Origin of the sequence: Mycolicibacterium grossiae (genome assembly GCF_008329645.1) — a bacterium.
GTDB lineage: Bacteria > Actinomycetota > Actinomycetes > Mycobacteriales > Mycobacteriaceae > Mycobacterium > Mycobacterium grossiae.
The window spans coordinates 3,799,906-3,826,422 of the sequence record NZ_CP043474.1 but is presented as its reverse complement, the minus strand read 5'-3'; the positions used below and the strand labels follow the sequence as shown (position 1 = coordinate 3,826,422).

Sequence of the window (26,517 nt, the reverse complement as noted above, 5' to 3'; positions counted from 1 at the left end):
ACGACAACACCAGGACCGCGTCGAAGGCCGGGTCGCCGGCCGGCTGCCCGGTCACCGCTAGAGCAGCTGGGTGTGCGCGCCGCCGTCGGCGTACACGACGGTGCCGGTGGTGGCGGGCAGCCAGTCCGAGAGCAGGGCGCACACGGTCTTGGCGACCGGCGTCGGATCCTTCATGTCCCAGCCGACCGGAGCGCGCTGGTCCCAGCCCTCCTCGAGCAGCCGCATCTGGTCGCCGGCCTCGGCACCCAGCGCCCCGCCCACGATCGCGCTCATCGCGAGCGTCCGGATCGGGCCCGCCGCAACGAGATTGGAGCGGACGCCGTGCGGGCCTGCCTCGCGCGCCACGAACCGGTTGACCGACTCGAGCGCGCTCTTGGCCACCGTCATCCAGTTGTAGGCCGGCATCGCGCGGGTGGGGTCGAAGTCCATGCCGACGATGCTGCCGCCGCGGTTGATGATGGGCAGCGTCGCCTTGGCCAGCGAGGCGTACGAGTACGCCGAGATGTGAATGCCCTTGGCGACGTCCTCGTAGGGCGCGTCGAAGAACGGGTTGATGCCCATGCCGGTCTGCGGCATGAAGCCGATCGAGTGCACGACGCCGTCGATCTTGTTGCCCTCGCCGATGACGTCGGTGATCCGGCCGGCCAGCGAGTCGAGGTGCTCGGAGTTCTGCACGTCGAGTTCCAGCAGCGGCGCCGGGTTGGGCAGCCGGTCGGCGATGCGCTGGATGAGCTTCATCCGGTCGAAGCCGGTGAGCACCAGCTCCGCGCCCGACTCCTGGGCGACCTTGGCGATGTGGAACGCGATCGACGAGTCGGTGATGATGCCGGTGACGAGGATGCGCTTGCCCTCGAGAATGCCTGCCATGTGCTGACTCCTAGTGTTCTGCTGACGTGTCGTGTCGGGTCAGTGACCCATGCCCATGCCGCCGTCGACGGGGATCACCGCGCCGGCGATGTAGCTCGCGTCCTCGGACGCCAGGAAGCTGACCGCGCCGGCCACCTCCTCGGCGGTGCCGACCCGCTTGGCGGGGATGAAGTCGAGCGCACCGGCCTGGATGCGCTCGTCGAGCGCGCGGGTCATCTCGGTGTCGATGTAGCCGGGCGCGACGACGTTCGCGGTGACGCCGGCCTTGGCCAACTCGCGGCTGATCGAACGCGCCATGCCGATCAGGCCGGCCTTCGCGGCGGCGTAGTTGGCCTGGTTGCCGATGCCCCACATGCCCGAGACCGAGCCGATGAAGATGATCCGGCCGAAGCGCTTGCGCTGCATGCTGCGCGAGGCCCGCTGGACCACCCGGAACGCGCCGGTGAGGTTCGCGTCGATGACGTCGGTGAAGCGCTCCTCGGTCATCCGCATCAGGAAGGCGTCCTTGGAGATGCCGGCGTTGCTCACCAGCACCTCGACCGGGCCCTGGTGCTCCTCGACCTCGGTGAAGGCGCGGTCGACGGCGGCGGTGTCGGTGACGTCGCACTCGACCCCGAACAGCCCCTCGGGCGCTCCGGAGCCGCGGTGGGTGACGGCCACCTTGTGCCCGTCGGCGGCGAGGCGCTGGGCGATCGCCAGACCGATGCCGCGGTTGCCGCCGGTGACGAGGACCGAACGCGGTACGAATTCCGGCATCACTTGCTCCTCGCGTGCTCAGGCATGCCGGTCAACCTATCGCCTCGCCCGGCTCGGGCCGAAATCGGCTCACCCGGGCAGGCGGCGGTTCAGCAGCAGCGCGCCGAGCGCGGCGACCGCGAGGATCAACGCTCCCGAACGCAGCCAGCCGATGCTGGCGTCGCCCTTGATGGTTTCGTAGCCGATCTGCTCCTGCAGCGTGGTGAAGACGTCCTTGAGCTGCTGCAGGCTCGACGCGGTGTAGGCGCTGCCGCCGGACAGTTCGGCGATCTTCTTGAGCATCTCGTCGTCGACCGGCACGGGTTGGCGCTGATCGTTGATCTCGACGTAGCCATACGGCGTGCCGAACGACACCGTCGACACCGGCACGCCCTGGTCCTTGGCGGTACGGGCCGCGGTGTACGCGCCCTTGGGAGTGTCCGGGTTGGACGGCACGGTCTCCTTGCCGTCGGACATCAGCACGATGCGCGCCGGCGGCGCCTCGTCGCCGCCGCCGATCACGGCGCCCACGGTGGCGATGGCTTGCAGCGCCGTGAAGATGCCCTCACCGGTGGCGGTGCGGTCGGCCAGCTGCAGCTTGTCGATCGCCGCCTTCGTGCCCTCCCGGTTGGTGGTGGGCGCCACCAGCACGGTGGCCGTGCCGGCGTAGGCGATCAGTCCCAGGTTGATGCCGGGGGTGAGCTGGTCGGCGAACTGCTTGGCCGCTTCCTGGGCGGCGACGAGTCGGCTGGGCGCCACGTCGGTGGCCCGCATCGACTGCGAGACGTCGATCACCAGCATCACGACGGCGCGGTTGCGCGGGATGCGCACGTCGTGCGTCGGCGCCGCCATGGCGACGCTGAACAGCACCATCGACAGCACCAGCAGGATCGCCGGCAGGTGCCGCCAGCGCGCCGACCGCGTGGGCGCGATGCTCTCCAGCAGCTCCATGTTGGCGAAGCGCAGCATCCGCTTGCGCCGCGACAGCTGCATGACGACGTACAGGCCGACGACGGCCGCCACGACGACGAGGAACAGCAGGAACCACGGGTGTTCGAAGCCCGACGGGCTCATCGGGCCGAGCAGCGGCAGGGTCATGCGGGGCGTGCCGTTCGAACGCTCATCGCAGCGCCAGGCGACGGTTCGCCACGAACCTCACCACGTCGGCGATCCAGTCCCGGTCGGTGCGCAGCGTGAGCAGCGGTGCGTCACAGCGGCGCAGCGTGCGGGCCACCTCCGCGCGGTGCGCTTCGGCGGCCTTGGCGAAGTCCTCGCGCAGCTGTGCGTCGATCGTGAACTCGCGCGTCGCACCGGATTCGGTGTCCTGCAGGATCACCTCGCCCACGTCGGGCAGCTCGACGTCGCGCGGGTCGATGATCTCGACCCCGAGCACCTCGTGCCGACCGGCGATGGCGCGCAACGGCTTCATCCAGTTGATCGGCCCGAGGAAGTCGCTGATGATCACGGCCATGCCGCGGCGCCGTTCCGGACGGCGCAGGGCGTCGATGGCCACCGCGAGGTCGCCGCGGACGCCGACCGGTGCCTTCGGCATGGTGGCGATCGCCCGCAGCAGCTCCTGCTCGTGCAGGCGCCCCGACAGCGCGGGCACGCGCCGCGTGGTGTCGCCGTTGGTGATCACCGCGCCGAGCCGGTTGCCGCCGCCACTGTTGAGGAACGCGATCGCAGCGGCCGCCGCCACCGCCAGGTCACGCTTCTCGCAGCCCGCGGTGCCGAAGTCCAGGCTCGCCGAGACGTCGACCACCAGCCAGGTCTCCAGCTCGCGGTCGGCGATCATCTGCCGCACGTGCGGCGTGGTGGTGCGCGCCGTGACCGACCAGTCCATCCGCCGGACGTCGTCGCCGGGTTGGTAGACCCGCGACTCCCCCGGCTCGGAGCCCGGGCCGGGGATCAGTCCCTGGTAGTTGCCGTGCAGCACGCCGTCGAGCTTGCGGCGCACCGTCAGCTCGAGCTTGCGCAGCGCCGCGGACAGTTCCGGGTCCCGGATCTGACCGCGCTTCAGGGACGGCAGGTCCGCCGTCCGGCGTTCCGACCGGGTCACCGACCGCCAGCCGCCGCGGCGGTGGGCGCCGCCGGTGCCGAATGGCCTTGCTGCGGAATGGCATTCACCTGAGGCAGCGCCACGGTCTGCAGGATGCGGTTGACCACCGTCTCCGCGGACACCTCGTCGGCGAGCGCGTCGTAGGTCAGCACCAGGCGGTGCCGCAGCACGTCCGGGATGATCTCGACGACGTCGGTGGGGATGACGTAGTCACGGCCGCGGATCAGCGCCAGCGCGCGCGAGGCGGCGATGATGCCGAGCGACGCACGCGGCGAGGCACCGTAGGCGATCCACGCCTTCGCGTCGGGCATGCCGAAGCGCTCCGGCTCGCGGGTCGCGGTGACGATCCGCACGACGTAGTCGACGAGCGCGTGGTGGACGAAGACACCCGAGGCCACGTCCTGCAGCCGCAGCAGGTCACCGGTGTTGAGCACCTGCTTCGGCTGGGGCGGGGTCACGCCCATCCGGTAGATGATCTCCCGCTCCTCCTCCGGCGACGGGTAGTCGACGTTGAGCTTGAACAGGAAGCGGTCGCGCTGCGCCTCGGGGAGCTGGTAGACGCCCTCCTGCTCGATGGGGTTCTGCGTCGCCATGACCAGGAAGGGGCTGGGCAGCGGGAAGGTCTTGCCGCCGATCGACACCTTGCGCTCGGCCATGACCTCGAGCAGCGCGGACTGCACCTTGGCGGGCGCGCGGTTGATCTCGTCGGCGAGCAGGAAGTTGACCATCACCGGGCCGAGTTCGGTCTCGAAGTCCTCCTTGCCGACCCGGTAGATGCGGGTACCGACGATGTCGGTGGGCACCAGGTCGGGAGTGAACTGGATGCGGGCGAACGAGCCGCCGACGACCTTCGCGAACGTCTCCACTGCCAGGGTCTTGGCGACGCCGGGCACGCCCTCGAGCAGCACGTGGCCCTTGGCGAGCAGACCGACCAGCATCCGCTCGAGGAGCTGGTCCTGGCCGACGATGATGCGCTTGACCTCGAAGATCGCGCGCTCGAGGGTGTGCACCTCGGCCTGCAGGCCGGGGCTCGCCGGCGGCGTCTGCTGCGGACCGCCGGTGTAGCCCTGCGGCTGGCCGGGGCCGGGGAAGCCTCCGGCGCCCTGCGGCGGTCCACTCGGTGACGTCATCAAGCACCCTCCACTCGTTCGCGTTCCGGCCGCACCGGCGGTGCCGGTGCGGTCGCAGACCGCTGGTCTGACCTCGCCTCGCCAGCCGGCGGGCGCTTCGACTCAACTATTCCAGGCAGTCCGGAATCCGTCGACGTCGACCGCTCGCGGCGCGTCCCGCCGCGGGGGTGGCGTCAGCTCTCGATGATCCGGGCGAGGTACGGCTGCAGGCCCGCGGTGCGCAGCGGGCTGACCGTCACCTTCTCCGCGCTGCCGGAGGCCTCGAGCATCTGCCCGCCGCCGAGGTAGATCGCCACGTGCTGGCTGCCGCCGGGCCCCCAGAACAGCAGGTCGCCGCGCTTGGCCTGGGACTGCGGCACCTTGCGGCCGGTGTTGTACTGGTCGCCGGAGTACTTCGGGATCTGCACGCCCACCCCGGCGAACGCGTACCGGGTAAAGCCCGAGCAGTCGTAGCCGATCTTGCCGGCGTCGTAGTCCACGCCCGCGCTGGGTCCGTTCAGTGCGCCGCCACCCCAGGAGTAGGGCACCCCCATCTGCGAGGCGCCGCGGCGGATCACGTACTCGATGGCCTGCGGGCCGCGGACCCGTGCGCCCGGCGCGATGGCCGACGCGGGCGAGCCGCCCAGTCCGATGCTGGAGAGGAACTGTTGGCCGAGGTTCTGCGTGGTCTGCACGGCGAGCTGGCTCACCGCGAACGCCGCGTTGGCCGCCGCGACCGGGTCGCCCGGCGCGCCGGAGCTGATCACCTTGGGCAGCGTCGGATCCCACTGGCCGTCGTCGGGGGCGGCCGCGGCGGGACCGGCGACGCCGACACCCGCCGCCAGGGCGACGGTGCCGAGCAGGGTGGCCAGCGCGCGGACGAGGTGGCGCGGACTACGAGGACGGGAGGGCACTGAGGGTCACCATTCGATGAGTCGGGTTGCGTACGGCGTCATGCCGCTGGTGCGGACCGGCGAGATCTTCACCGTGGACCCGGTGTACGGGGCCTCGAGCATCTGGCCGTCGCCGAGGTACATCGCGACGTGCTGGCTGGCGTTCGGGCCCCAGAACAGCATGTCGCCGCGGCGCATCTCCGAGGTCGGTACCTTGCGGCCCGCGTTGTACTGGGAGCCGGAGTAGTGGTCGAGCTTGATGCCGACGCCGGCGAACATGTAGAGCATCAGGCCGGAGCAGTCGAAGCCGACGGTGCCGGCGCCGGAGTCGATGCCGCGGCTGGCGCCGGCGGCGTTGCCCCCGCCCCAGGAGTACGGGGTGCCCATCACGGCCATGCCACGCTTGATGACGTATTCGGTGGCCTGCCTGCCGTACACGCGCGGGATCGCGCCGTTGGTGATTCCCGTTGGCGTGGGCAAGATTCCGAGCTTCTGCAGGAAGTTGCGGCCGAGGTCCTGGGTCACCTGGAACGACGTCTGAGCGATGCCGAGGATGGCGTTGATGATCGCGACCGGGTCGCCGCTGACGAAGGCGCTCGGAATGGCCGGCAACGTGGGATCCCATGGCCCGGCCCAGTTCTGGCCGGCCGGTGCCGGACGAGCGCCCGGGGCGCGGTCCCAGTCCCCCGACGACGGGCCGGCGCCGGCGTCCGACCTCGCCGCGGTGGGCGCTGCGGCGGCGGGTGCCGGCTGCGGCCGCGCGGCGGCGAGTTCGGCCTGGGCGCGCGACCGTTCGGCGGTGAGACGGTCGAGGTCGACCTGCTGCTGCTTGAACGTCTGCTGGGCCGCGGTGAGCGAGGCGACCGCGGAGTCCTGGCTGGCCTGGGCGTCGGCGACGGCCTGGTCGGCCTTCTGCTTGGCGAGACGGGCGGCCGACTCGCGGTTGACCTGTTCGGTCCGCGCCCGCATCAGGTCGTCGACGGCCTGCTGCGAACTCACGGCCAGTGTCTGGCCGGCCGCGACGGTGCCCAGCACGTCCGCCGGGTCACCGGCAGTGAGGTAGGACGAGGACGGCCCGTTGACGTAGGTGGAGGCGGCGAACTGGTCGAAACGCTTCTGCGCCTCGGTGATTCGCCGGTCGGCGTCCTGCAGCGCGGTGTGGCTCTCGTCGACCTGGCGCTGCGCGGTGGCGGCCTGGTCGCGGGCGGTCTGCACCCCGACGAGCGCCTGGTTCACGCCCTCCTGTTCGGCCTGGATGGCCGCCCCGAGGTCCTGCAGTTTCTGATCGGCATCGGCGACGGCGGCCACCATACCGGAGAGGGACTCCGGGCCCGCCGGTTCAGCCACGGCGATCCCCGTGCCGTGGCTGAACACCGTGGCGATCATGACGCCGCAGGCAAGGGAACTCGCACCGACACGACCGCATACGCGAAGGGCGGAGGCGCTCAGGCTGCGTCTCATCGGACTCCGGTCTCCTCGGGAACAGTGCGAACGCTCGACTGCGTCCGTCAAGTCCTTGGCCTCAGGAGTCACAAAAAGCACACCCGCAACACCAAGCACCTTCTGCACCGTACGTCACGAGAAGCGTCAAAGAAACGTGTGCGAAGAATTACAAAGTTGTAATTGAAACGAGCGTTATCGAATGGTTATCGAATATTCGCGAAAAGCGAATTCGACGCTCAGTTCGGCGGCGGCGCAGCCGTTTCCGCCCTGGTCCCGGCGACGTCGGGCGCGGGATGCGGATGGGCGAATGCGCGCCGCGCGCGCACCTGGAGGACACGCGTCGCGGCCACCGCGGCGACCACCGCGAGGACGAGCGCAATGGTGAATCCCGTCCACGGGAAGTGCGGCGTGGTCAGCTCGCCGACGAAGTTCTTCGACGACTGCACCGGGTCAGCCGGCACCTTCGCCAGGTCCTGTCCGGCTTCGAGGGTGACCCGGTCGAACTGCGTGCTGTAGGTGCCGGCGAAGGAGGGGCTCAGCGCCAGCACCGTCGCCTCGGGATGCTGCGTGCCGACCTCCGTGGCGATGTCCCGCAACGGGGTGTCGATGGGCGGATTGGTGGGGATCACGACGATCTTCAGCTCGATGCCCTCGGCCCGGGCGTCGGCGACGACCTGCTCGAGCGCCGGCACGTCGGACGCCGGGGCGCTGACGCCGGTGGCGGCGACGGCGTCGTTCACGGCGTTCATGTCCACGTCGGTCGGGATGTACGCCGGCAGGGGAAGGACGTGCGGTCCGGTCACACCGGGAATGTACGCGACGGTGCCGACGCGGACTAGCAGCACGCGCGGATCGCGACCAGACTGGGACCCGGTCTTGGTCGCTATACAGGACAAGCGTACTGTAGGAAATCGGAAGCGCCGCCGACACAGCCCCGTCGCGGCGATGACTACACGGGAGTTGATGTGACCAGCGTTAATTCATTCTCCGCGCGCGACACGTTGCAGGTCGGCGATCAGAGCTACGAGATCTACCGCCTCGACGCGGTACCCGGTACCGAGAAACTTCCCTACAGCCTCAAGGTGCTCGCCGAGAACCTCCTGCGCACCGAAGACGGCGCGAACATCACCAAGGACCACATCGAGGCGATCGCCCACTGGGATCCGTCCGCCGATCCCAGCATCGAGATCCAGTTCACCCCCGCGCGCGTCATCATGCAGGACTTCACCGGCGTGCCGTGCATCGTCGACCTCGCCACCATGCGCGAGGCGGTGGGCGACCTCGGTGGCGACACCGAGAAGGTGAACCCGCTGGCGCCGGCCGAGCTGGTCATCGACCACTCCGTGATCGTCGACGTCTTCGGCAAGGCCGACGCGTTCGAGCGCAACGTGGACATCGAATACTCCCGCAACGGCGAGCGCTACCAGTTCCTGCGCTGGGGGCAGGGCGCCTTCGACGACTTCAAGGTCGTCCCGCCCGGCACCGGCATCGTGCACCAGGTCAACATCGAGTACCTCGCCCGCACCGTGATGGTGCGCGGCCGCAAGGACGACTCCGGCCAGGAGATCCAGGTCGCCTACCCGGACACCTGCGTCGGCACCGACAGCCACACCACGATGGTCAACGGCCTCGGCGTCCTGGGCTGGGGCGTCGGCGGCATCGAAGCCGAGGCGGCCATGCTCGGCCAGCCGGTCTCGATGCTCATCCCCCGCGTCGTGGGCTTCAAGCTGACCGGCGAGATCAAGCCGGGCGTCACCGCCACCGACGTCGTGCTCACGGTCACCGACATGCTGCGCAAGCACGGCGTGGTCGGCAAGTTCGTCGAGTTCTACGGCGAGGGCGTCGCCGAGGTGCCGCTCGCCAACCGCGCCACCCTGGGCAACATGAGCCCCGAGTTCGGCTCCACCGCGGCGATCTTCCCGATCGACGACGTCACCGTCGACTACCTGCGTCTCACCGGTCGCGACGAGCAGCAGCTGGCGCTCGTCGAGGCCTACGCCAAGGCCCAGGGCATGTGGCACGACGCCAGCCGCGAACCCGCCTACTCCGAGTACCTCGAGCTGGACCTCGGCGACGTCGTCCCCTCCATCTCGGGGCCGAAGCGCCCGCAGGACCGCATCGAGCTGTCCGACGCGAAGAACGCCTTCCGCAAGGACATCCACAACTACGTGGAGAACAACCACCCGGCTCCGGAGACCAAGCTCGACGAGGCCGTCGAGGAGACCTTCCCCGGCAGCGACCCGGTGTCGCTGTCCTTCGCCGACGACGGCGCGGTGGACGCCCGACCGTCCGCGGCCAACGGCGCCGAGGGACGTCCCACGAAGCCCGTCAAGGTCAGCTCGCCGGAACTCGGCGACTTCGTCCTCGACCACGGCGCCGTGGTGGTCGCGGCGATCACGTCGTGCACCAACACCTCGAACCCCTCGGTGATGCTCGGCGCCGCCCTGCTCGCCAAGAACGCCGTCGACAAGGGCCTGTCGTCCAAGCCGTGGGTCAAGACCTCCATGGCGCCCGGCTCCCAGGTCGTCAACGACTACTACGAGAAGGCCGGCCTCTGGCCCTACCTGGAGAAGCTCGGCTTCTACCTGGTCGGCTACGGCTGCACCACCTGCATCGGCAACACCGGCCCGCTGCCGGAGGAGATCTCGAAGGCCATCAACGACGAGGACCTCTCGGTGACGGCCGTGCTCTCGGGCAACCGCAACTTCGAGGGCCGCATCTCCCCCGACGTGAAGATGAACTACCTGGCGTCGCCGCTGCTGGTCATCGCCTACGCACTGGCCGGCACCATGGACTTCGACTTCGAGGCCGACGCGCTGGGCAAGGACACCGACGGCAACGACGTCTTCCTGAAGGACATCTGGCCGTCGCCGAAGGAGATCTCCGACACGATCGCCTCGGCGATCAACCAGGAGATGTTCTCCAAGAGCTACGCCGACGTGTTCAAGGGCGACGACCGCTGGCAGAACCTGCCGACGCCCGAGGGCAAGACCTTCGAGTGGGACGCGAACTCCACCTACGTGCGCAAGCCCCCGTACTTCGACGGCATGCCGGCCGAGCCGGAGCCGGTGAGCGACATCTCCGGCGCCCGCGTCCTCGCACTGCTCGGCGACTCGGTCACCACCGACCACATCAGCCCGGCCGGCAACATCAAGCCGGGTACGCCCGCCGCGCAGTACCTCGACGAGAACGGCGTGGACCGCAAGGACTACAACTCCTACGGGTCGCGTCGTGGCAACCACGAGGTGATGATCCGCGGCACGTTCGCCAACATCCGGCTGCGCAACCAGCTGCTCGACGACGTGTCCGGCGGCTACACCCGCGACTTCACCCAGGACGACGCGCCGCAGGCGTTCATCTACGACGCGGCGCAGAACTACGCCGAGCAGGGCACCCCGCTGGTCGTGCTGGGCGGCAAGGAGTACGGCTCGGGATCGTCGCGCGACTGGGCGGCCAAGGGCACCAGCCTCCTCGGCGTCCGTGCGGTGATCACCGAGTCCTTCGAGCGCATCCACCGGTCGAACCTGATCGGCATGGGCGTCATCCCGCTGCAGTTCCCGGCCGGTGAGTCGGCCGCGTCGCTGAAGCTGGACGGCACCGAGGTGTTCGACATCGCCGGCATCACCGAACTCAACGAGGGCAAGACCCCGAAGACCGTGCACGTCACGGCCACGAAGGGCGACGGCTCGACGGTGGAGTTCGACGCGGTCGTGCGCATCGACACCCCCGGTGAGGCGGACTACTACCGCAACGGCGGCATCCTGCAGTACGTGCTGCGCAACATGCTGAAGTCGAAGTAGACCGGACGACGGACGAGGACGAGGCACTTCCTTGCCCCGGGTGACCGAGGACCATCTCGCGGCGCGCCGTCGCCAGATACTCGACGGGGCGAGGAAGTGCTTCGCTACCTACGGCTACGACCGGGCGACCGTGCGGCGGCTCGAACAGACGATCGGGCTGTCGCGCGGCGCCATCTTCCACCACTTCAAGGACAAGGACACCTTGTTCTTCGAGTTGGCGCACGAGGACGCCGAGCGCATGGCGGACGTCGCCGCCCGCGAGGGTCTGGTGCAGGTGATGCGCGACATGCTCGCCGCGCCGGAGCAGTTCGACTGGCTGGCCACGCGACTGGAGATCGCCCGCAAGCTGCGCAACGATCCGGTGTTCCACCGCGGCTGGGCGGAGCGCTCCGCAGAGCTGTCGGCGGCGACCGCGGACCGGCTGCGGCGGCAGAAACAGGCCGGCCGGCTGCGTGACGACGTCCCCGGCGACGTGCTGCAGACCTATCTCGACCTGGTGCTCGACGGACTCGTCGCGCGGTTGGCGTCCGGCGACGACACCGAACGGCTCGGCGCCGTCCTCGATCTGGTCGAGGCGTCGGTACGCCAGCAGTGATCGGTACCGGCGCCCGGCCCGTTCGGACGCCGGCCGAGGTTGGCGCTAGCGCCGGCTGCGGTGGTTGGGTCCCCCACGACTGCGCATGGTGGTCCCGGATTCGCGCAGCATGGCGTGGATCGAGCCGTACGACCTGCCCGTGCTCGCCACCAGCGATCGGATGCTGGCGCCCTTCTCGTACGCAGTACGAAGTTCGTCGAGCAGCTGGTCGCGTGACTGGCTTCCGTTACCCATCGGTTCCTCCCGGCGGTCCTCTCCGGCACTCATCGCGGGTTGAGATACCCGGATGCCCAGGGGTTCAACCGCAAAGCCGCCGAAATGGCATCACCGCAGGTCGTGCCAATGACCGGTGGCGTCAAGCCAATTCGATGAGTTCCCGGTACTCGTCGGACCAGAAGTCCTCGGTCCCGTCCGGCAGCAGCACCACCCGCTGCGGTTCGAGCGCCTCGGCGGCGCCGGGATCGTGGGTCACCAGCACCACCGCGCCGTCGTAGCTCCGCAACGCCTCCAGCACCTGCTCGCGCGACGCCGGGTCGAGGTTGTTGGTCGGTTCGTCGAGCAGCAGCACGTTGGCCGTCGACGCCACCAGACCGGCCAGCGCGAGTCGGGTCTTCTCACCGCCCGACAGCGTGCCCGCGGGCTGCTCGAGCTGCGCACCGGTGAACATGAACGCACCCAGCAGTCCCCGCAGGTCCTGTTCACCGGTGTCCGGTGCGGCGTGGCGGATGTTCTCCCACACCGACGCCATGTCGTCGAGCGTGTCGTGCTCCTGGGCGAAGTACCCGATCTTCAGCCCGTGCCCGGCGTCCATGTTCCCGGCGTCGGGGGTCTCCACGCCGGCCAGCAGGCGCAGCAGCGTCGTCTTGCCGGCGCCGTTGAGGCCCAGCACGACGACGCGCGAGCCGCGGTCGATGGCCAGGTCGACGCCGGTGAAGATCTCCAGCGACCCGTAGGTCTTCGTCAGGCCCTTGACCACCAGCGGGGTCTTGCCGCACGGCGCCGGCGTCGGGAACTTGATCCGGGCCACCTTGTCGGCGACGCGCTCGGCGTCCAGTTCGGCGAGCATCCGCTCGGCGCGGCGCAACATGTTCTGCGCGGCAACGGCTTTGGTGGCCTTGGCGCCCATCTTGGCGGCCTGGGCGCGCAGGGCCGAAGCCTTCTTCTCGGCGTTCGCGCGCTCGCGGCGCCGACGCTGCTCGTCGGTCGCGCGCGCGTCGAGGTACTTCTTCCAGCCCATGTTGTAGACGTCGGCCTCGCCGCGCACCGCGTCGAGGAACCACACGCGGTTCACCACCTCGGCGAGCAGATCGACGTCGTGGCTGATCACGACGAGGCCGCCGGTGTGGTTCTGCAGGAAGCTGCGCAGCCACCCGATCGAATCGGCGTCGAGGTGGTTGGTGGGTTCGTCGAGCAGCAGCGTCGTCGCCGATCCCGACCCGGCGTCCGAGGCCGCGAACAGGATCCGAGCGAGTTCGACGCGGCGTCGCTGACCGCCGGACAGCGTGCGCAGCGGCTGGGTCAGGACGCGGTCGGGCAGGCCCAGGCTCGCGCAGATGCGGCCGGCCTCGCTCTCGGCGGCGTACCCGCCGAGCGAGGCGAACTGCTCCTCGAGCTGCCCGTAACGCCGGATGGCCTTGTCGCGGGCCGCGTCGTCGACGACCTCGGCCATGAGGACCTGCTGCTTCTCCAGGTCGGACAGCAGCGTGTCCAGGCCGCGCGCCGAGAGCACCCGATCGCGGGCCAACACGTCGAGGTCGCCCTCCTTCGGGTCCTGCGGCAGATAGCCGACGGGCCCGCTGCTGGTGACGCTGCCGGCGTACGGCTCGCCCTCGCCGGCGAGGATGCGCATGGTGGTGGTCTTGCCGGCGCCGTTGCGCCCCACCAGGCCGATGCGGTCACCGGGCTGCACCCGCAGCGCCGCGCCCTCGATGGACAGCAGCGTGCGCGCGCCGGCGCGGACCTCCAGGTCCGTTGCGGTGATCACCGGGTTCTCCTCTTCAGCGGTCGCGCTCCGGCCGGGGACCGGCGGTGGTCCGGCGGGCTGCGTCGTTACTTCTCGTCGGTGAAGACCGCGGGCCGCTTCTCCGCGCGCGCCGCCACCGCTTCCTCGAAGTTGGCGGTCAACAGGCGCACGAACAGCTGCCCCAGGCCTTCTGCCTGCATGTGACCTTCCAGGCTACCTGCGTCCAGTCCACTCCAGAGTGTGCGCTTGGTCAACTCGATTCCCGGCCGGGAGAACGTCCCGATCCGCTCGGCCATGGCGTAGCAGGTCTCGAGCAGGTCGTCGTCGGCGACGGTGTGCGATACCAGACCGATCCGCTCGGCCTCCGCGGCGTCCACGTCACGGCCGGTGAGCATGATCTCGAATGCCCGCGACGTGCCGATCGCCCGTGGCAGCAGGTAGGACAGCCCGAGTTCGCTGGCGGTCAGCCCGTTGTTGATGCCCGCGGCCCGGAAGTACGCCCCCGCCGCGGCCACCCGGACGTCGCACGCCAGCGCCAGGCACAGACCGCCGCCGATCGCGGCGCCGTTGACTGCGGCGATCACGGGCTGGTGCAGCTTGCGTATGGCGAGGATCACCTCGTCGAGCACCTCCATCGACCGCAGGGCGAACGTCGGCCGGGTCAGTCCGGCGACGTGCGGCACCGAGCCCGCCGACTTGTGGTCCGCCCCGGAGGAGAAGCCGCGTCCCGCCCCGGTGAGGACCACCGCGCGCACCTCGTTGTCGGCCGTCACCTCGTCGAGGGCTGCCTTGAGCGGCAGCATGACGTCGAACGCCATGGAGTTCATCCGCTCCGGGCGGTTCAGCGTGATCACCGCGACGCCGGGCCGCGGGCGGTCGACGAGGACGAGGGGGCGATCGGGGCTCTGCTCGGTCACGCCTGCACGGTAGCGCGCAGCCCGCGCGCGACCGTCAGGACTGGTCGGGCTGCTCGGCGGCGTCCTGCTCGGCGATCGCGGCGTCGATGTCGAACTCGCGGATCTTCTCGATGACGGCGTCCAGTTCCTTGGCCGGCAGCATCCCGCTGTGCCGGAACACCATGTGGCCCTTCTTGAAGGCCATCAGCGTGGGGATGGCCTGGATCTCGGCCGCCTGGGCGAGACCCTGCTCGGCCTCGGTGTCGACCTTGGCGTGGACGACGTCGGGGTGCTTGTCCGACGAGGCCGCGTAGGTGGGCGCGAACGCCTTGCACGGGCCGCACCAGTCCGCCCAGAAGTCGACCAGCACGATCTCGTTGTCGGTGACGGTCTGATTGAACTGGGCAGCGGTGATGTCTTGCGTGGTCACGATTGTCCTAACGTCGTGGTCAAATGCGTTGTTCCCTCAGCTCAGCCGGGGTTCCCTCAGCTCAGCCGGGGTTCCCTCAGCTCAGCCGGGCCAACGCCGTCCGTGGGTCGTACCCGGTGAAGCGGTCCAGCGAACCTTCCCGCACCCGCTCGACCCAGGCGGGGTCGGCCAGCAGCGCGCGTCCGACCGCGGCGACGTCGAACTCCCCGGCGTCGAAGCGTTCGACCAGCCGGTCCAGCGGCTCCGGCCGGATCACCTCGCCCTCCTTCTCGCTGCGGAACTGGGTCGCCAGGCCCACCGATCCGACGGCGATCACCGGTACGCCCGTCACCTTCCTGGTCCAGCCCGCCAGGCTGGTGGTGGGGTCGACGTCGGGAAAGCCCGCGACGTAGTACCGCCGCGTCGACGGGTGCAGGACGTCGACGCCGGCGGCGACGAGCGGGGTCAGCAGCTCCCGCAGCGCGGTGGGGTCGTCGGCGATCGAGGCGCCGTAGTCGGTGCCCTTCCACTGCGAGAAGCGGAACACGATCGGGTAGTCGGGTCCGACGGCGGCACGGACCGCGGCCACCACCTCGGCCGGGAAGCGCGTGCGGGCCGCCAGGTCGCCGCCGTAGCCGTCGGTGCGGCGGTTGGTGCGATGCCAGAGGAACTCGTCGAGCAGGTAGCCGTGCGCGCCGTGCAGTTCGACCGCGTCGAAGCCGACGTCGCGTGCCGTGCGCCCGGCCGCGGCGAACGCCTCGGCGATCTCCGGGAGTTCGTCGGTGGCCAGCGCACGGCCGCGCGGGGCGCCGGTGCCGTCGATGCCCGACGGGCTGACCGGCGCCACGCCGTCGGCGTCGTCGCGCTGGGCCCCCTGGTGCCAGAGCTGCGCCGCGATGGTGCCGCCCTCGGCGTGTACGGCGTCGACCACCCGCCGCCAGCCCTCGAGCACCTCGTCGCCGGCCAACGTCGGGATCGAGGACGGGTACCCGGCGGCCGGGTCCGGCAGCCGCACGCCCTCGGTGATGACGAGGCCCACCCCGCCCGCCGCACGCCGGCGGTAGTACTCGGCGACGTCGGGGCCCGGCACGCCGCCGGGTGAGGCCTGGCGGGTCATCGGCGCCATGGCGAACCGGTTCGGCAGGGTCAGCGACCCGACGGTCAGCGGGGTGAACAGCGCGTCGATCGACATGTCGGGGTCCAACGCGGCCACGCCCGGCGGGATTCCGTTCCGATCGGCCCGAGCCGAAACCCGCCTGCCGGGGAACTCCCAGCACCGGCTGTCACGATGGCGCGATGCGCCGCCTCGCCGCCAGGACGTGGGCCGTCAAGACGTGGGCCATCCTGACGTCCGTCGCCGTGACGTGCGCCCCGGGCGTTGCCGGCTGCGCGCCGCCGCCGACGCTCCCGGCCGCAGCGTTGCGGCCACCGATGGGCTGGAACTCCTGGAACTCGGGCATCGTGCTCACCGAGGACACCGTCGAGCAGACGATCGACGCGATGGTGTCGTCGGGGATGCGCGACGCCGGGTACCGCTACGTCGACCTCGACGCCGGCTGGGCCGCACCCACCCGGGATGCCGAGGGCGACCTGCGCGCCGACCCGCGCCGCTTCCCGCACGGGATCGCCGCGGTGGCGGACTACGCACACCGGCGAGGTCTGCTGCTCGGCATCTATCACAGCCCGTACGACGAGACCTGCGGGCAGGATCCGCGCATCGCGGGCGCCGGGCACGAGGAGGCCGACGCCCGCGCGTTCGCGAGGTGGGGGGTGGACTACCTGAAGTACGACTGGTGCAGCGCATCGGCCGACCACGGTGCGCAGGTCGAGCGCTTCACCGCAATGCGGGACGCGCTGCGGGCGACGGGCCGGCGCATCTTCTACGCCATCAACCCCAACGGTGCGGGCGACCCGGGTGCGGGTCTGCACGACGACTGGTCGGGCATCGCCGACGCGAGCCGCAACACCGTCGACCTCGTCCCGACGTGGGGCGACGAGGAACTCTGGGGGCGCGGGCTGGCCGGTGTGCTCGAAGCCGCGGGCGCGTCGATCCCGCTGGCCGACGGCTCGGGGCCCGCGCACGTGCACGATCCGGACATGCTCGTCGTCGGCCTGAGCTGGGAGGGGTTCGTCCGCGCGCATCCCACGATGGCGCTGGGACCGCCGCAGCCGGACCTGACCGACGGCGAGCAGCGGGCCCATCTGTCACTGTGGGCGATGCTGGCCGCTCCCCTGTTGGCGGGCAACGACATCCGCACGATGAGCGCCGCGACGCGCGACCTGCTGACCAATCGCGAGGTGATCGCCGTCGACCAGGACCCGCTCGGCATCCAGGGGCACCCGCTGGCCACCGACGCGCCGGTGTGGGTGAAGCCCCTGGCCGACGGCGCCGTGGCGGTGGCACTGGTCGACGCGGGCGACGCCCCCGCGCGCCTCGCCACCACGACCGCCGCCGTCGGACTGGCCGCGGCCGGGTGCTACCGGGTGCGCGACCTGTGGGCGCATCGCGACGTGGTCGATCCGGGTGGCGAGGGTGCCGGTGGCGCGATCGGGCCGTTCGACGTGCCGCCGCACGGCGTCGTCATGCTGCGGGTGTCGTCCTGCCCGCCGTGACCGTCAGACCGTGAAGCCGAGCGCGCGCAGCTGCTCGCGGCCGTCCTCGGTGATCTTGTCCGGCCCCCACGGCGGGTTCCACACCCAGTTGATCTTGATCTCGTCGACCAGGCCGGCGCCGACCAGCGTGGACCGCGACTGGTCCTCGATGACGTCGGTCAGCGGGCACGCCGCCGAGGTCAGCGTCATGTCGATGAGCGCCACCTTCCCGGCGTCGCCCTGCTCGACGTCGAGGCCGTAGACCAGCCCGAGGTCGACGACGTTGATGCCGAGTTCGGGGTCGACCACGTCGCGCATGGCCTCCTCCACGTCGGCGAGGAACTCCTCGCTGGGCGCTGCGGTATCGCTCATGACTTCTCCACTCCTCGAATGTCCTCTGCCGACGCGTCGCCCAGCAGCGTGGCCTCGGCCACGGCCGCCTTGAACGCCGTCCAGCCCAGCAGTGCGCACTTCACGCGTGCCGGGTACTTGGCGACGCCCGCGAACGCGACGCCGTCGCCGATGACGTCCTCGTCGCCGGCCACGGTGCCCCGCGACGACACCATCTCGGTGAACGCCGCGACCGTCTTCAGCGCATCCCCGACGGTCTGGCCGATGACCTGGTCGGTCAGCACCGAGGTCGACGCCTGGCTGATCGAACAGCCCTGCCCGTCGTAGGAGACGTCGAGCACCTGCTCGCCGTCGGCCGACAGGGCGACCCGCAGCGTCACCTCGTCACCGCACGTCGGGTTGACGTGCTGGACCTCGGCCCCGAACGGTTCGCGCAGGCCGCGGTGGTGCGGGTGCTTGTAGTGGTCCAGGATCACTTCCTGGTACATCTGCTCGAGCCTCACGAGAAGAACTCGATGGCCCGCCGGACCCCCGCGACCAACCGGTCGACCTCGTCGAGGGTGTTGTACACCGCGAAGGACGCCCGCGCGGTGGCGGCGACGCCGAACCGGCGGTGCAGCGGCCACGCGCAGTGGTGGCCCACCCGCACCGCGACGCCCTCGTCGTCGAGGACCTGCCCCACGTCGTGGGCGTGCACGCCGTCGACGACGAACGACACCGGCGACCCGCGGCCCTCCAGCGACTGCGGCCCGATGATGCGGACGCCCGCGATGCCGGTGAGACCGTCCAGCGCGGCGGCCACCAGCTCGTGCTCGTCGGCCTGCACGGCCGGCATGCCGAGATCCTCCAGATACCGTGCGGCGGCGGCCAGTCCGATCACCTGCGACGTCATCGGCGTGCCCGCTTCGAAGCGCTGCGGCGCCGGCGCGTAGGTGGTGGCCTCCATGGTGACGGTCTCGATCATCGATCCGCCGGTCAGGAACGGCGGTAGGTCCGCCAGCAGCTCGCGGCGCCCGAACAGCACGCCGATCCCCGTGGGCCCCAGCATCTTGTGCCCCGAGAAGGCTGCGACGTCGACGTCCAAGGCGTGGAAGTCCACGGGCTGGTGCGGCACCGACTGGCACGCGTCCAGCACGGTCAGCGCGCCGACCTCGCGCGCCCGTGCGACGAGGTCCGCGACCGGCGCGATCGCACCGGTGACGTTCGAGTGGTGGCTGAACGCCACCACCTTGACCCGCTCGTCGAGCGTCAGCGAGTCCAGGTCGATGCGGCCGTCGTCGGTGACCGAGTACCAGCGCAGCGTGGCACCGGTGCGCTGCGCCAGTTCCTGCCACGGCACCAGGTTCGCGTGGTGCTCGAGTTCGGTGGTGACGATGACGTCACCCGGCCCGACCGCGCGGCCGAACCGCCGGTCCCCCAGCGCGTAGGACACCAGGTTGATGGCCTCGGTGGCGTTCTTGGTGAACACCAGCTCGTCACCGTCCGCACCCACGAACCGAGCGATGTCCTCGCGGCCCTGCTCGTAGGCGTCGGTCGACTCCTCCATCAGCTGATGCGCACCGCGGTGCACGGCGCCGTTGGACGTCAGCAGGAAGTCGCGTTCGGCGTCGAGGACCGCGAGCGGCTTCTGCGACGTCGCACCGGAATCCAGGTACGCCAGCTGGTTGCCGCCGCGCATCACCCGGTGCAGGATCGGGAAGTCCGCCCGGATGTCGGCCAGGGTCCGGCCGAGTTCCGCTGCCTTCGCCGTCGTCATGTCAGGCCCCGGTGGCGGCAGCCTGCGTGAAGCGCTCGTAGCCGTTGGCCTCGAGTTCGTCGGCCAGCTCCGGGCCGCCGGACTCGATGATCCGGCCGCCCACGAACACGTGCACGAATTGCGGCTGGATGTAGCGCAGGATCCGGGTGTAGTGGGTGATCAGCAGGATGCCGCCGTCCTCGGCCTCCTTGTAGCGGTTCACGCCCTCGCTGACGACGCGCAGCGCGTCGACGTCGAGGCCGGAGTCGGTCTCGTCGAGGATGGCGATCTTCGGCTTCAGCAGGCCCAGCTGCAGGATCTCGTGGCGCTTCTTCTCGCCGCCCGAGAAGCCCTCGTTCACGCTGCGCTCGCCGAACGACGGGTCGATGCCGAGGTCGCCCATCGCGCCCTTGACCTCCTTGACCCAGTGCCGCAGCTTCGGCGCCTCACCGCGCACGGCGGTCGCGGCGGTGCGCAGGAAGTTCGACATCGAGACGCCGGGCACCTCGACGGGGTACTGCATCGCGAGGAACAGGCCGGCGCGGGCGCGCTCGTCGACGCTCATCTCCAGGACGTCCTCACCGTCGAGGGTGATGGAGCCCGAGGTGACGGTGTACTTGGGGTGGCCGGCGATCGCGTAGGACAGCGTCGACTTGCCGGAGCCGTTGGGACCCATCACGGCGTGGGTCTCACCCGAGCGCACGGTGAGGTTGACGCCCTTGAGGATCGGGATCTCCTCACCGACGGCGTCGGGGTTGGCGACGGAGGCGTGCAGGTCCTTGATTTCCAGTGTGGTCATGGCGCAGTTCTCGATTCGGTGATGGCTAGTTCGCGTTCGATGGCTTCGGTCAGGCGCTCCCGCACTTCGCGGACGGCGATCTTCGCGATGATCTCGTTGAAGAAGCCGCGGACGACCAGGCGGCGGGCCTGTTCCTCGGGGATGCCGCGGGCGCGCAGGTAGAACAGTTGCTCGTCGTCGAAGCGTCCGGTGGCGCTGGCGTGTCCGGCGCCGACGATCTCGCCGGTCTCGATCTCCAGGTTGGGCACCGAGTCGGCGCGGGCGCCGTCGGTGAGCACCAGGTTCCGGTTGACCTCGAAGGTGTCGGTGCCGGTGGCCGCGGCGCGGATCAGCACGTCGCCGATCCACACGGTGTGGGCGTCGGGCTTGCGGGAGTCCGGATCACCCTGCAGCGCACCCTTGTACAGCACGTCGGACGTGCAGTTGGGCTGGCTGTGGTCGACGAGCAGCCGCGACTCGAAGTGCTGGCCGTCGTCGGCGAAGTAGGTGCCGAGCAGCTGCGCGTTCCCGCCGGGCGCGTCGAAGCGCACCGTCGCCGAGGTGCGCACCACGTCGCCACCGAGGGTGACGTTCACGTGGCCGAGCACGGCGTCCTTGCCGAGCCGCGCGTGGTGGGCGCTGACGTGCACGGTGTCGTCGGCCCAGTCGGCGATCCAGATGACGCCCACCCCGGCCGAGTCCCCGACGATGATCTCGACGTTGTCGGCCAGGATGCCGCTGCCGCGCAGGTCGACGACGATGATCGCGCGGGACAGTTCCTCGACGCGGATCTGCAGGTGCTCGTAGGCCACCGCGTCGGCGCCGGGCCCGTCGATGACGACGTCGATGGGCTGGGCCACCTCGGTGTCCCGGGCGACGGTCACCACGGTGGCCGTCTGGAAGGACGAATACGCCTGGGCGGCAACGCGATCGGTGGGCGTGCCGGCCTGCCCGAGACGCGGGTCGTCACGCCCGACGGTCTCCACGGTGACCCCGGGGGCCTGCGAGACCGTGATGGTCGCCGACCCGCTCGCCACCGCGGACCCGTCGTGCAGGCCGTGCAGCCGCTTCAGCGGCGTGAACCGCCACAGCTCGTCGCGTCCGCCGGGCACCTCGAAGGCGTCGACGTCGAACGAGGCGAACAGCTCGCCCTTGTTGAGGTTGAGGACCGAGCCGGGCTTGGCCGCGCCCTCGACTGCCGTCGTGATGTCCTGTGGCACTAGATTCTTCCCGTCGCTTCGTTCGCCCCGGTCAGCCGACCGCGCCTTCCATCTGCAGCTCGATCAGCCGGTTCAGCTCCAGGGCGTACTCCATCGGCAGTTCCTTGGCGATCGGCTCGACGAACCCGCGGACCACCATGGCCATCGCCTCGTCCTCGGTGAGGCCGCGGCTCATGAGGTAGAAGAGCTGGTCGTCGCTGACCTTCGACACGGTGGCCTCATGCCCCATGGTCACGTCGTCCTCGCGGATGTCGACGTAGGGGTAGGTGTCCGACCGGCTCACCGAGTCCACCAGCAGCGCATCGCACTTCACGCTGGACTTCGAGCCGTGAGCGCCCTTGTTCACCTGCACCAGGCCGCGGTAGGACGCGCGGCCACCGCCGCGGGCGACCGACTTGCTCACGATGTTGCTGCTGGTGTTGGGCGCCAGGTGCAGCATCTTGGCGCCGGTGTCCTGGTGCTGGCCCTCGCCGGCGAACGCCACCGAGAGCACCTCGCCCTTGGCGTGCTCACCGGTCATCCACACGGCCGGGTACTTCATGGTGACCTTGGAGCCGATGTTGCCGTCGACCCACTCCATGGTGGCGCCGGCCTCGGCGCGGGCACGCTTGGTCACCAGGTTGTAGACGTTGTTCGACCAGTTCTGGATGGTCGTGTACCGGCAGCGGCCGCCCGGCTTGACGATGATCTCGACGACCGCGCTGTGCAGCGAGTCGCTCTTGTAGATCGGGGCGGTGCAGCCCTCGACGTAGTGCACGTAGGCGTCCTCGTCGACGATGATCAGCGTCCGCTCGAACTGGCCCATGTTCTCGGTGTTGATGCGGAAGTAGGCCTGCAGCGGGATGTCGACGTGCACGCCCTTGGGGACGTAGATGAACGACCCGCCGGACCACACCGCGGTGTTCAGCGCGGAGAACTTGTTGTCGCCGGCCGGGATGACCGTGCCGAAGTACTCCTTGAACAGCTCGGGATGCTCGCGCAGGCCGGAGTCGGTGTCGAGGAAGATGACGCCCTGGGCCTCGAGGTCCTCGCGGATCGAGTGGTAGACCACCTCGGACTCGTACTGCGCGGCGACGCCGGAGACCAGGCGCTGCTTCTCCGCCTCGGGGATGCCGAGCTTGTCGTAGGTGTTGCGGATGTCCTCGGGCAGGTCGTCCCACGTGGCGGCCTGCTTCTCGCTGGACCGCACGAAGTACTTGATGTTGTCGAAGAAGATGCCCTCGAGGTCGGAGCCCCAGTTCGGCATCGGCTTCTTGTCGAAGGTGCGCAGCGCCTTGAGGCGGATGTCGAGCATCCACTCGGGCTCGTTCTTCTTGGCCGAGATGTCGCGCACCACGGCCTCGTTGAGGCCGCGCTGGGCGCTGGCGCCGGCGACGTCGGAGTCCGCCCAGCCGTAGCCGTACCGGCCCAGCGAGGCGATGGCCTCTTCCTGGGTCAGCTGGGGGACCTCGGGGGTGGTCGTCATGTCGACGCTCCTTGCTGATCGGTGGTGACGGGCTGATCGGGGGTCACGGGCTGAACGATGGTGCGGGGCTGATCGGGGGTGCGGGGCGAAGCGGTCGGGGGCTGGCCCGAGGCCACGCGCCGGGGGTGTTCGGGCCGGTCTGCGCCGACCGGGACGTGCGTGGTGCAGGCGCAGTCGCCGTTGACGATCGTCGCCAGCCGCTGCACGTGGGTACCCAGGATCTCGGCGAACGCCTGCCGTTCGGCCTCGCACAGCTCCGGGAACTCCTCGGCGACGTGGGACACCGGGCAGTGATGCTGGCAGATCTGGACGCCGCCGACCGGGCCGGGGGCCGGGGTGGTCGTGGTGGCGTACCCGGCGTCGGTGAGTGCCGCGGCGACGCCGTCGGCGGCCGCGGCCACGTCGGCGCCGTCGTCCACGCCGGCGACGTCGGACAGGATGGTGTCGATGCGCCGCCGCGCGAAGGTGCGGATGGCGTCGTCGCCGCCGATCTCGCGCAGCTGCCGCATCGCGGCCGCGGCGAGGTCGTCGTAGGCGTGGCCCAGCTTGCCGCGGCCGGCAGGGGTCAGGCGGTACCGCCGGGCGGGGCGGCCGCGCCCGCTCTGCTGCCAGCTGGCGGCCGGTGCCGACTCGGCGTCCCCGGCGTCGACCAGGGCGTCGAGGTGGCGACGGACGCCGGCGGCCGACAGGCCGAGCCGGTCGCCGATGGCGCTGGCGGTGATCGAACCGGATTCGACCAGGAGCCGGACGATCGCCGTGCGGGTGTGACCGTCCTGGGTGGCCGGCACGGCGTCGTGCACGCGCGGAACCTCGGAGCGGATTTTCACAACACCAGTGTGACGCAATTGCCGAGGGCGGTCTAGGAAGGCGACCCTTAGCCGGCGGGGAGAATACTCACACGTCCGGGCGGGAATAGTGCGCCCGTTAGTCTGCTGGAATGGCAGCCCGCCAGCAGCCCCTCGCCTCGGCCGTCGCCCGCTGGCACGCCGACGAGGTGACCGTGGGGTCGCCGCTCATCGCCTCCGAGGTGGCCGCACTGCGCCGCACCCGGGTCTTCGGCGCCACCGGCACCGTCCTGATGGCGATCGGCGCGCTCGGCGCCGGCGCGCGGCCGGTGGTGCAGGACCCGACCTTCGGGGTGCGGCTGCTCAACCTGCCGTCGCGCATCCAGACGGTGTCGCTGACGATGACGACCACCGGCGCGGTGATCATGGCCCTGGCGTGGCTCATGCTGGGCCGCTTCGCCCTGGGCCCGCGCCGGATGTCGCGCAGCCAGCTCGACCGGACGCTGCTGCTGTGGGCGCTTCCCCTGCTCATCGCCCCGCCGATGTACAGCAAGGACGTCTACTCCTATCTGGCGCAGAGCGAGATCGCGCGCAACGGGCTCGACCCCTACGTCGTGGGTCCGGCACCGGGCCTCGGCCTCGACCACGTGTTCACGCTGTCGGTCCCCAGCCTCTGGCGGGAGACCCCGGCGCCCTACGGACCGCTGTTCCTGTGGATCGGCCGCGGCATCTCCGAGGTCTCCGGCGACGACATCGTCGGCGCCGTGCTGCTGCACCGGCTGGTCGTCCTGCTCGGCGTCGGCATGATCGTGTGGGCGACGCCGCGGCTGGCGCAGCGCTGCGGCGTCGCCGAGGTCAGCGCGCTGTGGCTGGGCCCATGCAACCCGCTGCTGTTCATGCACCTGGTCGCCGGCATCCACAACGAGGCCCTGATGCTCGGCCTGATGTTCGCCGGCACCGAATTCGCGCTGCGCGGCGTGGACGCGGTGACGCCGCTGCTCCCCCGGCCGCTGCACCGGCCCCGCACGCGCGAGCAGTGGCGACGCTGGACGCCGCTGGCGATGCTGCTGCTCGGCACGGTGCTGATCGCGCTGTCGTCGCAGGTGAAGTTGCCGTCCCTGCTCGCCGTCGGCTTCGTGGCGATGGCGCTGGCCTGCCGGTGGGGCGGCGGCATCCGGGCCTTCCTGTTCGCCGGCGGATCGCTGGCGGCGGTGTCGGTCGCGGTGATGGCGCTGGTCGGCTGGGCGAGCGGGCTCGGGTTCGGCTGGCTGTTCACGCTGGGAACCGCCAACGTCGTGCGGTCCTGGATGAGTCCGCCGACGCTGCTGGCGCTCGGCACCGGCCAGGTCGGCATCCTGCTGGGCCTCGGCGACCACACCACCGCCATCCTCGGCCTGACCCGCGCCATCGGTGTGATCATCATCTCGATCCTCGTCACCTACCTGTTGCTCGCCGTGCTGCGCGGCCGGCTGAACCCCGTCGGCGGCCTCGGCGTCGCGCTGGGCGCCACGGTCCTGCTGTTCCCGGTCGTGCAGCCCTGGTACCTGTTATGGGCGATCATCCCGCTCGCCACCTGGGCCACCCGGCCCGGCTTCCGCGGCACGGCGATCGCGCTGTCGCTGGTGGTGGGCATCTTCGGCCCGACGGCCAACGGCGACCGCTTCGCGCTGTTCCAGATCGTCGACGCCACCGCCGCGAGCGCGCTGATCGTGGCGCTGCTGATCGCGCTGACCTACCGCCGGTTGCCGTGGCGGGCCCTGCCCGGGGCCGACGTCCCGGGATCGTCACCGCGTTCGGGACCACCGCCGCCACCGGCACCCAGGCCCGACGCCTACGCTGAATCCCCGTGACCTCCCGTTCCGCCGTCGGCTCCCCTCGCGAGCGCGGGTCCGACGCGTCGGTGGTGCTGCGCGGGGTGACCAAGCGGTACGGCGCGACGGTCGCCGTGGACGGACTGGACCTCGAGGTCGGGCGCGCCGAGGTGTTCGCCCTGCTGGGGCCGAACGGCGCCGGCAAGACCACCACCGTCGAGATGTGCGAGGGCTTCCTCGCGCCCGACGCGGGTTCCATCTCGATCCTGGGCCTGGACCCGGTGGCCGACAACGCCCGGCTGCGCGAACGGATCGGCGTGATGCTGCAGGGCGGCGGCGCCTACCCGGCCGCCCGCGCCGGCGAGATGCTGCGGCTGGTGGCGTCGTACTCCGCCGACCCGCTCGATCCGGACTGGCTGATGGACGTCCTGGGCCTGGCCGATTCGGCCCGCACCACCTACCGGCGGCTCTCCGGCGGCCAGCAGCAGCGCCTGGCGCTGGCGTGCGCCGTGGTGGGGCGGCCCGAACTGGTGTTCCTCGACGAGCCGACCGCCGGGATGGACGCGCACGCGCGCATCGTCGTGTGGGACCTGATCGACGGCCTGCGGCGCGACGGCGTGACCATCGTGCTCACCACCCACCAGCTCACCGAGGCCGAGCAGCTGGCCGACCGGCTGGTGATCATCGACCGCGGCGCGGCGGTCGCCACCGGGACGCCGGCCGAACTGATGCAGCGCGGCGCCGAGAACCAGCTGCGCTTCTCCGCTCCCCCGAAGCTCGACCTCTCACTGCTCGAGTCGGCGCTGCCGGAGAGCTACCGCGCCACCGAGATCGCCCCGGGCGAGTACCTCGTGGAGGGCCACGTCGACCCGCAGGTGCTGGCGACCGTGACGGCGTGGTGCGCGCGGCTCGACGTGCTGGCCACCGGGATGCGGGTGGAGCAGCGCAGCCTGGAGGACGTGTTCCTGGACCTGACCGGGCGGGAGCTGCGGTCGTGACGAGGATCGGCGG

25 protein-coding genes are annotated in these 26,517 nt (G+C 70.6%); 5 read left to right on the top strand and 20 right to left on the bottom strand.

What is annotated here, in order from left to right:
* Positions 1–57: 57 nt before the first annotated feature.
* The 8 genes from inhA to FZ046_RS18480 all read right to left on the bottom strand — a co-directional run bounded on the left by inhA (position 58) and on the right by FZ046_RS18480 (position 7,909).
* Entirely contained in the window at positions 58–867 is an 810-nt protein-coding gene (inhA, locus tag FZ046_RS18515; RefSeq protein ID WP_070354672.1) for an NADH-dependent enoyl-ACP reductase InhA, read from the bottom strand.
* Between the two features lie 39 nt (positions 868–906).
* A complete protein-coding gene (fabG1, locus tag FZ046_RS18510; protein ID WP_070354679.1) occupies positions 907–1,623 on the bottom strand; it encodes a 3-oxoacyl-ACP reductase FabG1 in 717 nt (238 codons plus the stop codon).
* A 69-nt stretch (positions 1,624–1,692) separates the two neighbouring features.
* Positions 1,693–2,700 carry a VWA domain-containing protein gene (locus tag FZ046_RS18505; protein WP_070354673.1) on the bottom strand — a complete coding sequence of 336 codons (1,008 nt, stop codon included), beginning with the start codon at positions 2,698–2,700 and terminating at the stop codon, positions 1,693–1,695.
* Positions 2,701–2,722: 22 nt separating this feature from the next.
* Positions 2,723–3,661 carry a DUF58 domain-containing protein gene (locus FZ046_RS18500; RefSeq protein WP_070354674.1) on the bottom strand — a complete coding sequence of 313 codons (939 nt, stop codon included), beginning with the start codon at positions 3,659–3,661 and terminating at the stop codon, positions 2,723–2,725.
* Positions 3,658–4,791 carry a chaperone MoxR1 gene (gene moxR1, locus FZ046_RS18495; protein ID WP_070354675.1) on the bottom strand — a complete coding sequence of 378 codons (1,134 nt, stop codon included), beginning with the start codon at positions 4,789–4,791 and terminating at the stop codon, positions 3,658–3,660. The genes FZ046_RS18500 and moxR1 overlap by 4 nt, the downstream gene beginning before the upstream one ends.
* Positions 4,792–4,964: 173 nt before the next feature.
* Complete coding sequence (ripB, locus tag FZ046_RS18490) at positions 4,965–5,642, bottom strand: NlpC/P60 family peptidoglycan endopeptidase RipB (protein ID WP_070354680.1); 678 nt, start codon at positions 5,640–5,642, stop codon at positions 4,965–4,967.
* A 48-nt stretch (positions 5,643–5,690) separates the two neighbouring features.
* Entirely contained in the window at positions 5,691–7,124 is a 1,434-nt protein-coding gene (gene ripA, locus FZ046_RS18485; protein WP_149484289.1) for an NlpC/P60 family peptidoglycan endopeptidase RipA, read from the bottom strand.
* 218 nt (positions 7,125–7,342) lie between these two features.
* On the bottom strand, positions 7,343–7,909 hold the full coding sequence (locus FZ046_RS18480; RefSeq protein ID WP_246182813.1) for an Rv1476 family membrane protein: 567 nt from the start codon (positions 7,907–7,909) through the stop codon (positions 7,343–7,345).
* Positions 7,910–8,071: 162 nt separating this feature from the next.
* Here FZ046_RS18480 and FZ046_RS18475 point away from each other — a divergent pair, with 162 nt between their 5' ends.
* Both FZ046_RS18475 and FZ046_RS18470 read left to right on the top strand, forming a co-directional pair.
* Positions 8,072–10,906, top strand: a complete 2,835-nt coding sequence (locus FZ046_RS18475; protein ID WP_070354977.1) for an aconitate hydratase — start codon at positions 8,072–8,074, stop codon at positions 10,904–10,906.
* A gap of 31 nt (positions 10,907–10,937) precedes the next feature.
* Positions 10,938–11,501: a TetR/AcrR family transcriptional regulator gene (locus FZ046_RS18470; protein WP_070354976.1), complete on the top strand. Its 564-nt coding sequence runs from the start codon at positions 10,938–10,940 to the stop codon at positions 11,499–11,501.
* 45 nt (positions 11,502–11,546) lie between these two features.
* On the opposite strand, the gene FZ046_RS18465 is transcribed toward FZ046_RS18470, so the two are convergent.
* From FZ046_RS18465 to FZ046_RS18445, 5 genes are all read right to left on the bottom strand, one after another.
* Entirely contained in the window at positions 11,547–11,735 is a 189-nt protein-coding gene (locus tag FZ046_RS18465) for a helix-turn-helix domain-containing protein (RefSeq protein ID WP_070354981.1), read from the bottom strand.
* 121 nt (positions 11,736–11,856) lie between these two features.
* Positions 11,857–13,485: an ABC-F family ATP-binding cassette domain-containing protein gene (locus FZ046_RS18460; RefSeq protein WP_070354975.1), complete on the bottom strand. Its 1,629-nt coding sequence runs from the start codon at positions 13,483–13,485 to the stop codon at positions 11,857–11,859.
* A 65-nt stretch (positions 13,486–13,550) separates the two neighbouring features.
* The gene (locus FZ046_RS18455; protein ID WP_070354974.1) at positions 13,551–14,381 is read right to left on the bottom strand and encodes an enoyl-CoA hydratase; all 831 of its coding nucleotides are present in this window, start codon (positions 14,379–14,381) and stop codon (positions 13,551–13,553) included.
* A gap of 34 nt (positions 14,382–14,415) precedes the next feature.
* Positions 14,416–14,790 carry a thioredoxin gene (trxA, locus tag FZ046_RS18450; RefSeq protein ID WP_070354973.1) on the bottom strand — a complete coding sequence of 125 codons (375 nt, stop codon included), beginning with the start codon at positions 14,788–14,790 and terminating at the stop codon, positions 14,416–14,418.
* Between the two features lie 76 nt (positions 14,791–14,866).
* Entirely contained in the window at positions 14,867–15,961 is a 1,095-nt protein-coding gene (locus FZ046_RS18445) for an NADH:flavin oxidoreductase (protein ID WP_070354980.1), read from the bottom strand.
* A 104-nt stretch (positions 15,962–16,065) separates the two neighbouring features.
* Here FZ046_RS18445 and FZ046_RS18440 point away from each other — a divergent pair, with 104 nt between their 5' ends.
* Positions 16,066–17,382: a glycoside hydrolase family 27 protein gene (locus FZ046_RS18440; protein WP_070354972.1), complete on the top strand. Its 1,317-nt coding sequence runs from the start codon at positions 16,066–16,068 to the stop codon at positions 17,380–17,382.
* Positions 17,383–17,385: 3 nt separating this feature from the next.
* On the opposite strand, the gene FZ046_RS18435 is transcribed toward FZ046_RS18440, so the two are convergent.
* Genes FZ046_RS18435 through FZ046_RS18405 form a run of 7 tightly spaced genes read right to left on the bottom strand, consistent with a single transcriptional unit; the run spans position 17,386 to position 23,737 of the window.
* On the bottom strand, positions 17,386–17,733 hold the full coding sequence (locus tag FZ046_RS18435; RefSeq protein ID WP_070354971.1) for a metal-sulfur cluster assembly factor: 348 nt from the start codon (positions 17,731–17,733) through the stop codon (positions 17,386–17,388).
* Positions 17,730–18,215, bottom strand: a complete 486-nt coding sequence (gene sufU, locus FZ046_RS18430; protein WP_070354970.1) for a Fe-S cluster assembly sulfur transfer protein SufU — start codon at positions 18,213–18,215, stop codon at positions 17,730–17,732. The genes FZ046_RS18435 and sufU overlap by 4 nt, the downstream gene beginning before the upstream one ends.
* On the bottom strand, positions 18,212–19,468 hold the full coding sequence (locus FZ046_RS18425) for a cysteine desulfurase (protein WP_070354969.1): 1,257 nt from the start codon (positions 19,466–19,468) through the stop codon (positions 18,212–18,214). The genes sufU and FZ046_RS18425 overlap by 4 nt, the downstream gene beginning before the upstream one ends.
* Before the next feature lies 1 nt (position 19,469).
* Positions 19,470–20,246, bottom strand: coding sequence for a Fe-S cluster assembly ATPase SufC (sufC, locus tag FZ046_RS18420; protein WP_070354968.1), 777 nt, complete (start codon positions 20,244–20,246; stop codon positions 19,470–19,472).
* Positions 20,243–21,445: a Fe-S cluster assembly protein SufD gene (gene sufD, locus FZ046_RS18415; protein WP_070354967.1), complete on the bottom strand. Its 1,203-nt coding sequence runs from the start codon at positions 21,443–21,445 to the stop codon at positions 20,243–20,245. Before sufD ends, sufC begins: the two co-directional genes overlap by 4 nt.
* A 31-nt stretch (positions 21,446–21,476) precedes the next feature.
* A complete protein-coding gene (sufB, locus tag FZ046_RS18410) occupies positions 21,477–22,910 on the bottom strand; it encodes a Fe-S cluster assembly protein SufB (protein WP_070354966.1) in 1,434 nt (477 codons plus the stop codon).
* Positions 22,907–23,737 carry a helix-turn-helix transcriptional regulator gene (locus FZ046_RS18405; RefSeq protein WP_281288474.1) on the bottom strand — a complete coding sequence of 277 codons (831 nt, stop codon included), beginning with the start codon at positions 23,735–23,737 and terminating at the stop codon, positions 22,907–22,909. The genes sufB and FZ046_RS18405 overlap by 4 nt, the downstream gene beginning before the upstream one ends.
* Before the next feature lie 110 nt (positions 23,738–23,847).
* Between FZ046_RS18405 and mptB the strand changes: the two genes are divergently transcribed.
* A complete protein-coding gene (gene mptB / locus FZ046_RS18400) occupies positions 23,848–25,545 on the top strand; it encodes a polyprenol phosphomannose-dependent alpha 1,6 mannosyltransferase MptB (RefSeq protein WP_070354965.1) in 1,698 nt (565 codons plus the stop codon).
* Positions 25,542–26,504, top strand: coding sequence for an ABC transporter ATP-binding protein (locus FZ046_RS18395; protein ID WP_070354964.1), 963 nt, complete (start codon positions 25,542–25,544; stop codon positions 26,502–26,504). The genes mptB and FZ046_RS18395 overlap by 4 nt, the downstream gene beginning before the upstream one ends.
* The last annotated feature ends 13 nt before the right edge of the window (positions 26,505–26,517 follow it).